A 14,406-nucleotide genomic window follows, 5' to 3' on the forward strand; every position below is an offset into this window, starting at 1 on the left:
ACAAAAAGTACTTGTATGATTCATAATTTCAGTTCCTGCTAGCAGGAACTCTTTGTCTTTCCCACAAATGCGCAAATATCTGATGCGCTTACCAGTCGCATCTTTACGCTGTAAACAATAACATTCATCATTTATACTATTAGAAGCGAGTGCAGCCTGTCCCGATTTCTTTCGGGAGTAGCCGAGCTAAAAATTTGCGCATTTGCGGTAGAAATGAAGCGTGGGTTCATAGTGTGATGAATTCCCTAACTTTTTTGTATCCAAACCTACCTGACTTAAGTACATAATTCCCCTTACCAGACGCCACTTGAGCGAGTGCGGTAGCCGAATAGTTAATCTGTGTATCTGTGGAAAGCATAAAGATTGCTTGCTAGCAGGCACTCTAATTATAAATCACTTGAGTATATTTTGGCATTCCTTGTTTTAATTCGCCGGCTTCAATTCATTTTCCACCAGGCGGTATTTGCTTTTCACAATGGGTCTCGGAAAGGCGTTAAAGTGCCACCATTCCGTAGGAATATTTGAAAACGATTGACTTTTTAAGGCTCTTCTGAGCAGTTTTCGATTATCGATCTGCTGCTGCGTGATTTCTCCCGTTGCCAAAAATTCCGATTCCAGTGAAGGGTAAGCAATTTTGCGGATGTCGTCATACCCTGCTCCCATGTCGAGTGGTTTTCGCTTTGCATCACAGATCGTCAGATCGACTGCTGCTCCGTAATTGTGCACGCTTCCGTTTCGCGGGTTACTCACAAATTTACCGCGTTCCAATACCGGGATCGTATCCAGTGCATTCCACATTTCCCACTGTACGCTCAAAGGTCTCACTCCATCATACACCAATAAATGGTAATTTGCATTTCTGCCCGTGAGGTATTCCTGCGATTTTGCCAGTCTGCGCGCTACGTCGATCTGAACGTATACTTTATCCAGCGTATCATAAAGCACGCGGTGCATGAAATTGTCTTTGCTTGCATATTTCAATTCCCACCAGATGTTTTTATTGAAATGATCCACGCATACCAGGGTGTCTCCTTTGTTAATCAGGTAGTTTTTTAACGGAGTCTCGCTTTTTGGTGTTTTTTTCTCTTCGGAATGAAACGCTTTCTGAAGTTCTGCTTCCTTGTGATCCGGTTGTTCCTGCCGGGAAGATTCACCGCAGGCACTAAGTAGTAAAAGGAGTGTAAAGACACTTAATGTAATTTTCATTTTGTAAAAATTGTCAATTAGATGCATATATCAACATTTCCTGTACTTTTGTTGTCCCCAAATATAAAAATAAGAAATGCCAAAAATTGCTCAGAAAGCCATTGACATGCCGGCTTCGCCGATTCGTAAATTGGTTCCTTATGCAGAAAAAGCTAAGAAAGCCGGAAAAACCGTTTATCACCTGAATATTGGTCAACCGGATATTGAAACACCTCAGGTTGCATTGGATGCGATCCGCAACTTTGATCATAAAGTCATCGAATACAGCCATTCTGCAGGTTTTGAATCCTACAGAACAAAATTAGCTGAAACATACCGCAAAGGCGGACTTCCTGTAAATACAGAAGACATCATCATCACAACCGGTGGTTCCGAAGCATTGATTTTCGGTTTCATGACAACGTGTAATCCGGGTGACGAAGTGATTATTCCGGAGCCGTTTTATGCCAACTACAATGGATTTGCCGTAACGGCAGGTTTAACAGTTGTTCCGGTAACGGCAACGATTGAAAGTGGTTTTGCACTGCCCCCTGTTTCGGAGATCGAAGCGAAAATCACTCCTAAAACGAAAGCAATTGTGATCTGTAACCCGGGTAACCCGACAGGTTATTTATACAGCCAGGCTGAGTTGGAGCAATTACGCGATATTGTAAAAAAGCACGACCTGTTCCTGTTTGCAGATGAAGTTTACCGCGAATTCTGTTACGACGGAGCGCAACCTTTCTCTGTTCTGAACCTGGAAGGCATTGAAAACAACGTGATCATGATTGATTCGGTTTCCAAGCGCTATTCCATGTGTGGAGCGCGCATCGGTGCGTTGGTTTCCAAAAACCAGGAAGTGATGAATGCCGCACTGAAATTCGGTCAGGCACGCCTTTCCCCTCCTACTGTGGATCAGGTAGCTTCTGAAGCAGCATTGAACACTCCGCAATCGTATTTCGACAACGTGGTTGCGGAATACGTAGAGCGCAGAAACATTATGGTCGACGGATTGAACAGCATCCCGGGAGTATTCTGCCCGAAACCGAGCGGAGCTTTCTACTGTGTGGCGAAATTCCCGGTTGACAATGCGGAGAAATTCTGCCAGTGGTTGCTGGAAGAATTTGAATACGAAGGACAAACTGTGATGATGGCACCTGCAAACGGGTTCTATTCCACACCGGGAGCCGGCTTACAGGAAGCACGTATCGCTTACGTTTTGAACAAAGAATCATTGAAAAAAGCGGTGATCTGCCTCGAAAAGGCCTTAGAAATCTATCCCGGAACACTACGATAAATGGAACTACTCATAATCCTCTTTCTAATCATTTTGAATGGAATCTTCTCGATGGCAGAGATCGCTACGGTATCAGCCAGGAAGTCCAAATTAGATACAGCTGCCAAAAGGGGCGACAAAAGCGCAAAACTGGTAATCGAAACGCTGAATTCTCCGAATAAGTTTCTTTCGACCGTACAAATCGGAATTACCCTGATCGGAATCCTGACGGGTATCTTCTCCGGAGAAAAAATGACGCAGGACATCCAGAATTTTTACCTGAGTTTTGCGGCACTGAAACCGTATGCTCATTTCCTGGCTGTTACTTCAGTGGTGGTGATCATTACCTTCTTCTCCCTCGTTTTGGGAGAGCTGGTTCCGAAACGAATCGGTTTGACGAACCCGGAAGCGATTGCCAAAACCATGGCTCGTCCGATGCTGATTATTTCCAAAATTACCGCACCGTTCGTCTGGTTACTGACTGTTACTTCCGACGTATTGATCAAAATTCTGCGCATCAAGCAGTCTTCTGACGGAAAAGTAACGGAAGAAGAAATCAAGGCGATCATCCAGGAAGGAACGGAAGGCGGAGAAGTGCAGGAAATCGAACAGGATATCGTGGAGCGCGTATTCCATCTGGGAGACCGTAACATCAGTTCCCTGATGACGCACCGCAACGATGTGATCTTTATCGACATCAATGATTCACGCGAAGAAGTGCGCGAACAGGTTGAAAAAGAAATGCACTCCGTTTACCCCGTTTTCGACGACGAACGTGAACACGTATTGGGTGTGGTTCTGTTGAAAGACTTATTCCGCACGATCAACAACCAGGATTTCAACCTGAGAGATTTGATGTTGAAACCTCAGTTCTTAATGGAAAATATTTCCGCTTACGAAGCGCTGGTTCACTTCAAGGACAGCAAAACGCATTACGGAATCATTACCGACGAATTCGGTCAGGTGCAGGGAATCATTACTCTGAATGACCTGCTTCAGGCTTTGGTCGGTGACTTCAACGATTTCTACGCAGAAGAGTTTGAGTTCATTCAGCGCGAAGACGGTTCCTGGCTGATTGACGGGCAGTACCCGATCGCAGAGTTTTTCCGCCAGTTTGGTTTGGAAGACAATTCTTCGGAGTTGAATTTTACCACCATCGGAGGATTGGTTCTGAATGAATCACGCAGTGTTCCGGTGACCGGTCAAAAAATTCACTGGCTGAACTTTGAAATCGAAGTAGTGGATATGGACGGTGCACGCATCGACAAGCTGATCATCCGCGAAATTCCGATTGAGGACTAAGCATCACCTTCACTTTAGGTGACCGCTAAAAAATAATCGAACAATCACTGTTACTTTTATACAACCGCGCATTTCACTGGTGTGTAAAAGGGAAAATATACACAAAACAATGTTGTAGGAATACAACTGAGCTCCCGGCGGCAACCGGGAGTTTGCTTTTTTAGGAGCAGGCTGAGCGAAGTCGAAGCCTGCATTGAACCATTTTGAGAGATAGGTGTATCACTTCTCAAAACAATCACAATGAAACCCATTTTTACATGTATTTGTACGGCTTTTGTTCTTTCAGCTCATGCCCAGACACCTTTGATCGCTCACAAAAGTCATTCCGGAAGCAGTGCTTCTTTCCTGATCGCCGCTAACAGCAATTTCGGACAAATCCGCATCGATTTTGATCAGCAGTTCAAAGGCCCCGTCACCCAGCAAAATTTTAAGCCGCTCAATGACAGCGTGATGATTCATGAAATTACCGACCTGAACCAGCAGGTAGTCAAAACAACCTTTCTTCCCAACAAGAATCGTTACTCCCCTGTCGTGTTCCGCATGAAATATGAGGATTCCATCAGCAAAGCCGAACAACAGCGAAACAATCCCCAGATTCCCCCCAAGCAACCGGAGCAACTTCAGAATGAACAACCCGCACAGCAGCAAAATCAACCCCAACAGCCTATTGACCAGCAGCCAATACCCGCAAAAAAGAAAAAGAAATCGTACCTGTTATTCCTGTTCGGAATTACCGGCGGCGGGATGCTACTCACCAAATTGTTTTCACGAAAGAATATTTCTCAACCATCCATTGCATAAGCTTATGAAACAAGTCATTCTATTAACTATTCTGTCATTCAGCGGGCTTTCGCAGGCACAAACAGCGATCATTGCCCATAAAAGTCACTCAGGAACAAGCGCTACATTTGTCATTGATCCTTCCGGCAATTTCGGAGAGCCTCCTCCACGACTGGTTCAGGTTATCCGTCTTAACGACACTGCAAGTATCACCGTTTATGACTATTACGGATTAAGGTATGATTTTGATACTGTTTACCGGGATCCCTATTATTCGAACTACCAGTTGAATATTGATTCTATGAACAGTAACCCGTACTTTAAAGTGGAGTACATCAATTTCAAACATTCTCCGGATTCCCTGAAACCGAAAATTCCGGTGAAAGTCCATATCGGTGAACCAGCTGTGAAAGATCAGAAAGTAATTCAGGAACAACCTGCACAGGAAAACACTTCCAAAAAGAAAAAGAAATCGTACTTGTTGTTCCTGTTCGGAATTACCGGCGGCGGCATGCTGCTGACCAAATTGTTTTCACGAAAAAACACTTCACATCCATCTATTGCATAAAATTATGAAACAACTTTTGCTATTATTTGTCTTATCGCTCAGTTCGCTTTCACAGGCACAAACAGCGATCATTGCGCATAAAAGTCATTCGGGCTCCGCTTCAGATTTCTTCACCGATCCGTCAAGTAATTTCGGCATCCCTGTCAAACGGCTGGTTCAGGTCATCCGACTCAATGACAGCACCAGCATCCAGGTGTATGATGACCGAACCGGTTATTTTCATTATGACACGGTCTATCGTCATCCGGTTTATTCCAATTACAACCTGAATATCGATTCTGTTAAGAAAAGACCATACAGCAATACCGAAATTGAATACATCAACTTCAAACATTCCCCGAAATCTGCCAAGCCGATCGCACCCGGTTACAACCCGAAAAAACTCGATCAAAAACACCTGGATCAGACAAAAACCGATTCGCAACAGGAAGTGACTCCTAAAAAGAAGAAAAAGTCGTATTTGCTGTTCCTGTTCGGAATCACCGGCGGCGGCATGCTGCTTTTCGGCGCCATTAACCGTTTGTTTACTCCTCAAATGGTCTCATGAGCGAACGGTTGAAGATCTCTTTCATTGGAATTGCGTGCTGGTGGATGCTCCTGCTTCCATTTGATTACACACTGTTCAACTGGTTTTTTCATTCTGTTCAGCAACCGTTTTTCGGGATGTTGAAATCGCTGGATGAAACACTGATTTTTGAAACAGACACCTATGGAACCTATCTTCTTCTTTCCCTGAGTCTCATTTTGGGACTACTCTCCCATTTTGCAGTCAAATGGATTTGCCGGAAACTGCAAATCACTCCACATGATCTGCTTAAAACCGTACTTGCGGGCATTTTGTTTCTCTTTTTATTCAAATACGGGTGGGATAAACTGGTGAAATTGCAGTTTTATATGCCCGAACCCAATATTTTATACACACCATTCGGAAAATTGTCGAAAGACATCGCTTACTGGTCGCTCACGGGAAGTTCGTATGCCTACACCGTTGCTTTGGGGATCATTGAGATTCTGACGGCGCTGCTGTTACTCTTCAAGCGCACCCAGTTTCTGGCTTCCTTGCTTTCGATCAGTGTTTTTGCACAAATCGTGCTGATCAATTTCTCCTTCGACATTTCCGTCAAATTGCTTTCGGCATCCCTGCTCATCTTCAGCCTCGTATACACTTCCTGCTTTCCCGAAAACTGGAAAGGAATCCTGGGACTGAAAAATAACCCTTCATTTACTAAAAACACCCTCAACCACCGAATTGTTAAAGGATCATTTGTTTTGGCAATGGTTCTGGAAAGCACATTGCCCAGCTTCAGGTATGGAAATTTCAATGATGATCAATTTCCCCGCCTGGAGCACCACGGGGCATACGAGGTGCTGCATTCTTCCACCATCCGCAGAATGTTCATTCACCGCGACAGCTACCTCATCTTCGAAAGCAGACAGGGAGAATTTGCCGATTTCAAACTGGATACCGGTGATACCAGCCAATACCGGGTTCCCGGAAAAGCAATCAGCTGTATCTGGTCCGCAAACAGGAACTTACTCATTATCAATCAGGACACCTTTCAAATCCGGAAGATTGCATACCGAAACCTGCCGATCCTGCAGGAAAGCGTGCATCCGTTTGCCGATGAATTCCACTGATTCCGTTTGATCGGAAAGTTTTATGAAAAGAAACGGACAAGCATATTATTTTTTGCTTACTTTTGTCTTGTTTAAAATTAATCTAAATAATGAAGCTCATTTTGGCCGACAGTAACGAGATTATACGCATTGGTTTGCGTACGCTGTTGTCTACGGAGCGCAACATCCAGATTGTGGGTGAAGCGAGAAACAACGAAGAGCTGATTGCATTGAACAAAGCGTTTGATGCAAACATCATTTTGGTTGATTACACCGCCAGAGGGTTTTCCATTGATGTCATTCCTCAAATCCTGCAGAAAAAGCCGGATTTGAGCGTAGTCGCTATTACCCCGGAGCAATCGGCTCAAACCCTGGTGAATGCACTTCGTTCGGGTGTGAAAAGCTACATCAAAAAAGATTGCGACAGCCAGGAAATCATTGATTCGATTCGTGAAACCTGGAGAGGAAATAAATTCTTCTGCGGACAAATCCTTGAAACAATCCGTGATGCGGCAATCGATGTGAACGACATTGATTTCGATTCGTTCAGCTGTGAACCGATTACCTTAAGTGAACGTGAAACGGAAATCATTACCATGATTGCTGAAGGCCTGACCAACGTGATGATCGCAGATTCCCTCTGCCTGAGTAATCACACCATCAATACTCACCGCAAAAACATCATGGCGAAACTGGGGGTGAAGAACACAGCCGGAATTGTGATCTACGCAGTAAAAACCAATCTCGTTTCTCCCAACAAATTCCTCTTTGCAGCAGATTCCAATTCGTGAATCATTTTTTTCTTTCATTTTTTGAACCTAATTTTAATCTGATTGTATGACAGATAAAAAGGGCTATATGCGTTATTTCACACTTCTTGTTTTGATGCTTTCCTATACACTGACCAGTATGGCTCAGTCGCAGGAAAATACCTTACTCAAAAACACGAATACCAACAATCAGCAAACACCTGGCGTTATTTCTACAGATTCTGTCAGATCAATGCCTGCTTTGGAAGAAATCCAGATTCAATCCAAAAGCAACAAAAGATATAAAGAGACCAGCAACAGTCCTCAGGTTAGTAGTGAAAAGATCAGTAAGGACGCGGATTTAAAGACAAACACCCAACAACTCCAAAGCGCCAAATACCAGTTCGAGACCAATTATTCCAATTCCAGACATCAATTATACCGCAGAAGTCCAAGTGCATTGGAATTTTCCAATATGCACCAAAGTGCACAGATCTATTCCAATATGCTTCCGGGAAGTTTCGAGCAGCATTTTTACAATTACCTGATCAGTAAATACGATCCGAAGCAGTTTCCGGAACTGGAAAAAGCTGCTGCTATTCATCCGAATCAAACAGAGGTACAGCAGGAACTGGCCGTTTATGGCGTTGCGACAGGTAATACTGCCTTGACAGACAGTGTTGCCCTTCAAATGATCAACCAGAATAAAATCACAGAGGGCGTTTTGAGTTATTCGGCCGATTTGGTGAATTCTATTCCGCTAAACAGTACGCTCCTGCTGCATGGCTATACGGAACTGATTCCGGCGTGCTACACCATAAGTGTGCAAAACCGCTCAGACATCCAGCTGATTTCTGTTGACCTGATGCAGAGTCCGGCGTACCAGGCAAGCCTGAGTTCAAAAGGATTCATTTTACCCGGAACAACGTATATCGACACCGCATTTGTGCAGGAATTCTGTTCCCTGAACGCGACGAAAAACATTTATTTATCCATGTCGTTCCCAAAGGAATATTTCCAGGGAATGACCCGGGATTTGAGTCCCGTAGGGTTGACTTTTGCATTCAACTCCACCATGCAAGACCGCAACGGATGGAACATGAACCTCGTTCAGAATGTCTGGAACAAGGATCAACTCGGAATAGCAAGAGATGCTCAGTCGGATGCGCTTTCGGCCAATTATCTCCCCACCCTGATCAGTGTGGAAGAATTGTACCGGGAATACAACCGGAGTGAAAACGCCAACGAGATCAGTCATCTCATTATGAGTGTCGCCATACGGGCCAAAAAAACAGGTCAACTTTCTAAAATTAAGCGTTGATGCGGGTAATCAGGAAGGAATATGACCACATGACCGATGAGCAATTGGTCATTGCAATGGCAGGCGGCGACCAGCGGGCTTTCGATAAACTTTACGGACGCTACGCTTCGGCGCTGCTGTCCTATTTTATGCGCATGCTTTGGAGAGACCGGGAAAAATCGGAGGATTTCGTGCATGATTTCTTTACGAAGCTCATTCACCGGCCGGAACTCTTCGATACAACACGTTCATTTAAAACGTGGATGTATTCCGTGGCCAGCAACATGTGCAAAAACGAATACAAAAAGCAGGAAATCCGTAAAAACACCAGCAACGGACTCGATCATACCTATGCAGTAAGCGATGCTACCAAAAATACGGAAAGCGAAGTGCACCACACCTTATTTAAAGAAGCTTACAACTATCAGGTTACACAATTAGAAGACAAACACCGGGAGGTATTTGAAATGCGCCATTTCGACGGATTATCCATCAAGGAAATAGCCGAAGCACTCGAGATCAGTGAGGGAACCATTAAGTCGCGGCTTTTCTACGCAACGAAATACCTCGCACAAGGATTAAAAGAATACCAACCGGAACATACAAAATGATATGAATACGTTCGACGAAATTATACAGACAAAAGCCTACGGAGATTTATCTCCCGCAGAGTTGGAAGTGGTCGGGGAATTGATTTCCTCCGAACAGGAATACAACGAAATGAAGGCTTTTTACACAGGGATCAGTCACTTATCGATCTCTGCAAGAGAAGAAATTGCCCCTTCCGTGAAATCCAGCCTGAATGCCGTTTTCCAGGCAAAGCATCCGGGAATTCAACAGAACTGGAGCGCCCCCGCCCATGAAGCGGAAGAAAAGAAAGTTGTTCCGCTTTACAACCGCGGCTGGTTCCGCGCTGCCGCAGTATTGGTTGTTTCTTCCGGAATTGCTACCATTTGGTTTATCGGTTCGGAAAATCAACTATCCGAAAAGAAAGAACCTGTTCAATTGGCCAAACTGGAACAAGACACCGTGGAATCAGAAGTAACTCAAAAAGCAAAAGACAGCAGTGTTTCCATCCAAACGGAACAGTCATCCCCGGTTGTGAACGGAAGCGTTTCAGCCAACGCATCTTCTTCCGCTACTTACCAGGTTCAGGCAAATGCTACACAGGGATCCACTGCAACTTATTCCTGGACGGAGTCGCTTGCCGATAGGTCTACTGAAACACACGATCAGATTACACCAGCGGCTTCCGGAACATATTACTCTTATACTCTGAGTGCAGCGAATTCGAAATCAACGACTGTTATGAGTAACGGACTCCTTTCAACAAAACCGGAGAAAGCGAAAAAAGCAGAATCCATAGGCAATAAAGGCTTCAGCGGTTCTTTTGGTGAAACGGCATTGGTGAAACAGGAAAAAGAAAATCAGACCTCTTTGTCAAAAGCGGGACTGGATGCAGACTTAAATCCTTTGGGAACCGGCTACCTGTCTTCGAACTTCGGAAGAAAAGCAGAACAGGCTGAAATGCCTAAAATCTCCACGAATGATTTGCTGAGCCTGATTGAACCGAGTTTTTGATAAGTTAAAATGGAAAAGTGATAAGGATATTGAGAGACAAGAGTCATGACCAATCCTGACTCCAAAAGTCTGGTCTCTTGTCTCAATTTTAATGACTCAATGCTAACTTTTCAATTCCTGCTGCTGAAGCGTTTCCAGTGCGGCAATTAATTCTCCCAGGCGGTTGGTTTTCCCTTTTTGCCGGATATTCAGAGCCGTAACGGTATAGAATCGGTGTATTTCTCCTAAAAAGTGAATCTGCAGCTGCATCCATTCTTCTTCAGACAAATCTTTCCCGAAGGCAATCATTTCTTCCCTCAGTTTGGAAGCAACGACATAATAATCTGCTCTTCCCAGATAATCGTGGTCTGCATCGCACAAAATTTCCTGGAGTAAACCTACCGGTTCAATATCCGGAGCAGTTGCCAGGATCATTCCGCGGATTTCGCGGATCTGGTTCTCATCGAATCCGTATTTCGGAAGCATTTGTTCCATGAGCCGCACGGCATGTAGTTCATTGTGGTCATACGTATAAATGAATCCGGTATCGTGAAACAAGGCCGCAGTGCGGAGCAGAAGCATTTCTTCTTCGTTCAGCCCTTCCAGTCTTCCGAGACGAATCGCCGCTTTTTCCACGTTGAGCGTATGCCCCAAATCGTGGTAGATAACTTCATCCGGCAGCATGGATTTTAACTTATTGAGGATGTCGCTCCGCATGTGTTCAAAGTCGACTGTGGCAATCTCGCACAATACGCGCAATTCCACTGATGGCACTTTCCCGTTGCGGTAAAGACTGTATTCCGATTTGAGAGATTCCAGTTCAAATGTTTCCATCGTTCCTCCCCGCTTCTTAATCGGCACATTCCCCAAATCTTTCATTTCAAAATATTTGGCGCTTTCGTCGTGAATGGCTTGTGTCACCGTAATTTGATCGATTCCACTAAACTGCTGTGCGCGGGCTGCGATATTTACCGTATCTCCCCAAACGTCGAATGAGTATCTTTTCGACCCGATGATCCCGGCAACCAATGGTCCGGCATGCATCCCGATCCGGATTTCCCAGTAATCTTTTTTCAAGGCGCGCGCCAGTTCTTTTTCATTACGGATAAAATTGCGCATCTCCAAAGCTGCCATGCAGGCACGAAGAATCGGTTCAGCATTGTCTTCGTTCACGCCGGCAATTGCCATATAAGCATCCCCGATGGTTTTGATCTTTTCCAGTTTGTAGCGGTCTACAATTTCATCGAATGCCGTAAAGTAATACTCCAGTCTTTTGACCAGCTTGATCGGTTTGATGGATTTTGACTTCATGGAGAAGTCCACAAAATCCGTAAACAGCACCACTCCTTTGTCGACCCGTTTCGGGGAAAACTTGCCGTACTGGTTCAAATCGTCCAGTACATTTTCCGGAAGAATGTTTCCAAGCAGCTGTGCAATCCGCAGGTCTTTATAATAAAGTGATTTGTAAACGTCCAGTTTTGCCTGGATCAACAGCGGGTTGAACGGCTTGGTAATAAAATCGACCGCACCCGAATTGAATCCTTTCAATAATTTGGATCCCGTGCGGGTATTTTCGGTAATAATAATCGAGTAATGTGTTTTGGAGGCATGTGCCTGCAGCAGTTCCTTAAAATCATCCATCGACGAGAAATGCGGACTGTCTACATTCACCAGTACAATTCCGGCTTCTCTGCGGTTCAGGATTTTATGCGCTTCACCGATCGAATCACAAAACAGCAGGATATTTCCTCCTCCGCCTAAGATTTCCCTGAGCGCCAAACGGTCAGATTCATTTTCATCAATAATCAGAATATTAATTAAGCGCTCCACACAAATCTTTTAAGGATGTTTTCAAAATTGAAAATAAACATAATCTTTCAACAAACGATTTTTTTAGCGGAGTTCCTTTGTACAGAAAACACGTCTTGTTTCGTTATCCCGGATCATTTTTAACATTTCCTGCTCGAAAAAATACACAAACGGTAAAGTAAGCGTAGAATAAAAAAGTACTTTTACGCAAGTATATTTACTCAAATTAAAAACTATGAAAAAAATTTTACTTTCTCTGGGAGTAGCATTCTCCGCTCTTTCAGTATCCGCACAAACGGTTGTGAATCCTGGATTCGAATCAACCATGGCTCCTATTTCCGGATTCCAGTATGTCTATGCAACTACCGGATGGACAGGTATTAACTTCGGGCCTGAGACAGCTTCTCCGTACCAGGGCTCTCAAGCTGCAAAATTGGTAACAACAAACGATCCGGCATTGAACACTGCTTTGAGCTGGGGAGATGATGTGATCCCGGGAATTATCCAACAACGTGTAAACGGTCCTGTTGCAAACCCTGCAGATTTGGTAGTTTCCATGGCTGTGAAATTCACTAAAATGGGTACTGATACAGCTTATATCGAAGTAGGTATTATGGATACGATGGCTGCAGGATCAAGTGATGACGTACTGTTGTATGCTGCTGCTCTTGAAATTTCAAGTTCAGTTAGTAACTGGACTCCGGCAAATTTCCAAATGACAAACCTTGGTGCAACAGGAACTCCGAACAGATTCTACATTCTGGCAGTATCTTCAACAACAGGATACTTTGATACAAACACGCCAACTGCAGGAACTACTTTGTGGATCGACGCTGTAAAAACAGGTTCTTTAGGATTGAATGATGCGGAATTGTCTTCTGCTATTTCGGTTTATCCAAACCCAGCTACAACGGTATTGAATATCCAATCTCAGGAAGCTATTTCAGCTGTTAGCATCTTGACAACAGACGGAAAAGTAGTTGCTACAGGAGATTCTTCCAGCATCAATGTTGAAGCGTTGAATGCAGGAATGTATATCTACCGCATTACAACTATTTCCGGAAAAATGGAAACAGGAAACTTCGTGAAGAACTAATATTCGGAACGACATATTGAAAAGCTCCCGGTCAAAATTGACCGGGAGCTTTTTTAGTTTATACGGGCCCCGGTAATACCTGTGTACCAGTTAAAATAGCAGGCCTGACGATTGATAAATCAAGACAAATTAAATGGTCATTTTCAAACATATAAACATCTTGGTTTTCAAAAAAAATATACCTCTTTTTATTATTCGTTAACAAAAACGAATATATTTACATCACTAAAACATTAATAAACTTATTATAGTATGAATAAATCTTTACTAAAAGAGAAGTTGAAATCTTACTCTGCTCTGGCTACTGCGGTATTTGGAACTGCTGCTGCTGCAGATGCTCAAGTCATTTATACGGATGTTAACCCGGATGAAGTATTGACAATTACTAACGGAACCATCAATGATTACGTTGTTGACTTCAACAACGATGGAAACGAAGATATGGCAATTGCTACTTACGGTTACTTATACAGCTACGGAGGTACTGATTACCAAATCAACTACGTATTCTCTTTTGTAGCTCAAAATGCTACTGCAGCAGTAGTTGGTACGATGCAGACAATTGGTACTCAGCAAGCTCCTATCACAACAAATCTAACAGCTGGAACAGTTATCGGTCCTTCATCTGCATGGTTGGATACAACAGCTGCAGGAGGAACCATGTACTTCTCTGCAGGATACGGTTTCGGTCAATCATTTGTTGGAACAGGTAACACAGGACAAGATATCTATTACGGTGCGCGTTTCCTGATCGGAACAAACACACACTACGGATGGGTACGTGTAAACATTCCTACTGATGCTTCTCAAGCAACTATCAAAGATTATGCTTACAACGCAACTCCTAACGGACCGATCAACGCTGGTCAGACAGCTGGAATCACTACAATTGATGCTGCATCATGGAGTGCATACGGAAACGGTTCTTCTATCAAGATCAAGTCTTCTATCGAAGGAAACGTTGAAGTAATTGATTTGACTGGAAAAACAATCACTTCAGGAGCAATCAAAAACGGTGAATTAACAATGAACGTTGCTAACGCAAATACAGGATTGTATATCGTTAGAATTACGAACGGATCATTAACAGATACTAAGAAAATTGTTCTGAACTAAGAATAACATTCCTATCTTAGAGCCTCCATTTGTTCATTCATTTGGAGG

The 14,406-nt window shown here is 43.7% G+C and carries 14 protein-coding genes; 12 read left to right on the forward strand and 2 right to left on the reverse strand.

The features are described from left to right. Positions 1-423 precede the first annotated feature (423 nt). Positions 424-1,206, reverse strand: a complete 783-nt coding sequence (locus ABDV94_RS13305) for a M15 family metallopeptidase (RefSeq protein ID WP_343747685.1) — start codon at positions 1,204-1,206, stop codon at positions 424-426. 76 nt (positions 1,207-1,282) lie between these two features. Here ABDV94_RS13305 and ABDV94_RS13310 point away from each other — a divergent pair, with 76 nt between their 5' ends. The 10 genes from ABDV94_RS13310 (at position 1,283) to ABDV94_RS13355 (ending at position 10,358) form a co-directional block, all read left to right on the forward strand. Continuing rightward, positions 1,283-2,482: a pyridoxal phosphate-dependent aminotransferase gene (locus tag ABDV94_RS13310; RefSeq protein WP_343747686.1), complete on the forward strand. Its 1,200-nt coding sequence runs from the start codon at positions 1,283-1,285 to the stop codon at positions 2,480-2,482. Beyond that, entirely contained in the window at positions 2,483-3,763 is a 1,281-nt protein-coding gene (locus ABDV94_RS13315) for a hemolysin family protein (protein ID WP_343747687.1), read from the forward strand. Between the two features lie 240 nt (positions 3,764-4,003). Next, complete coding sequence (locus ABDV94_RS13320; protein WP_343747688.1) at positions 4,004-4,564, forward strand: hypothetical protein; 561 nt, start codon at positions 4,004-4,006, stop codon at positions 4,562-4,564. A gap of 4 nt (positions 4,565-4,568) precedes the next feature. Further along, positions 4,569-5,111 carry a hypothetical protein gene (locus ABDV94_RS13325; RefSeq protein WP_343747689.1) on the forward strand — a complete coding sequence of 181 codons (543 nt, stop codon included), beginning with the start codon at positions 4,569-4,571 and terminating at the stop codon, positions 5,109-5,111. A gap of 4 nt (positions 5,112-5,115) precedes the next feature. Next, positions 5,116-5,658: a hypothetical protein gene (locus ABDV94_RS13330; protein WP_343747690.1), complete on the forward strand. Its 543-nt coding sequence runs from the start codon at positions 5,116-5,118 to the stop codon at positions 5,656-5,658. Beyond that, complete coding sequence (locus ABDV94_RS13335) at positions 5,655-6,749, forward strand: hypothetical protein (protein WP_343747691.1); 1,095 nt, start codon at positions 5,655-5,657, stop codon at positions 6,747-6,749. The genes ABDV94_RS13330 and ABDV94_RS13335 overlap by 4 nt, the downstream gene beginning before the upstream one ends. Before the next feature lie 89 nt (positions 6,750-6,838). Beyond that, positions 6,839-7,519, forward strand: a complete 681-nt coding sequence (locus ABDV94_RS13340; protein ID WP_343747692.1) for a response regulator transcription factor — start codon at positions 6,839-6,841, stop codon at positions 7,517-7,519. Between the two features lie 46 nt (positions 7,520-7,565). Further along, complete coding sequence (locus ABDV94_RS13345) at positions 7,566-8,798, forward strand: hypothetical protein (protein WP_343747693.1); 1,233 nt, start codon at positions 7,566-7,568, stop codon at positions 8,796-8,798. Continuing rightward, entirely contained in the window at positions 8,798-9,388 is a 591-nt protein-coding gene (locus ABDV94_RS13350; protein WP_343747694.1) for an RNA polymerase sigma factor, read from the forward strand. The genes ABDV94_RS13345 and ABDV94_RS13350 overlap by 1 nt, the downstream gene beginning before the upstream one ends. Position 9,389: 1 nt before the next feature. Then, positions 9,390-10,358 carry a hypothetical protein gene (locus ABDV94_RS13355; protein WP_343747695.1) on the forward strand — a complete coding sequence of 323 codons (969 nt, stop codon included), beginning with the start codon at positions 9,390-9,392 and terminating at the stop codon, positions 10,356-10,358. 102 nt (positions 10,359-10,460) lie between these two features. On the opposite strand, the gene ABDV94_RS13360 is transcribed toward ABDV94_RS13355, so the two are convergent. Further along, positions 10,461-12,167: an adenylate/guanylate cyclase domain-containing protein gene (locus ABDV94_RS13360; protein ID WP_343747696.1), complete on the reverse strand. Its 1,707-nt coding sequence runs from the start codon at positions 12,165-12,167 to the stop codon at positions 10,461-10,463. 214 nt (positions 12,168-12,381) lie between these two features. Here ABDV94_RS13360 and ABDV94_RS13365 point away from each other — a divergent pair, with 214 nt between their 5' ends. Together ABDV94_RS13365 and ABDV94_RS13370 are read left to right on the forward strand one after the other, a co-directional pair. Next, positions 12,382-13,242, forward strand: a complete 861-nt coding sequence (locus ABDV94_RS13365; protein ID WP_343747697.1) for a T9SS type A sorting domain-containing protein — start codon at positions 12,382-12,384, stop codon at positions 13,240-13,242. Between the two features lie 252 nt (positions 13,243-13,494). Further along, entirely contained in the window at positions 13,495-14,358 is an 864-nt protein-coding gene (locus ABDV94_RS13370; protein WP_343747698.1) for a T9SS type A sorting domain-containing protein, read from the forward strand. Positions 14,359-14,406: the final 48 nt, after the last annotated feature.

It is taken from the genome of Fluviicola sp. (assembly GCF_039596355.1).
In the GTDB taxonomy this organism is placed as follows: domain Bacteria; phylum Bacteroidota; class Bacteroidia; order Flavobacteriales_D; family Crocinitomicaceae; genus Fluviicola.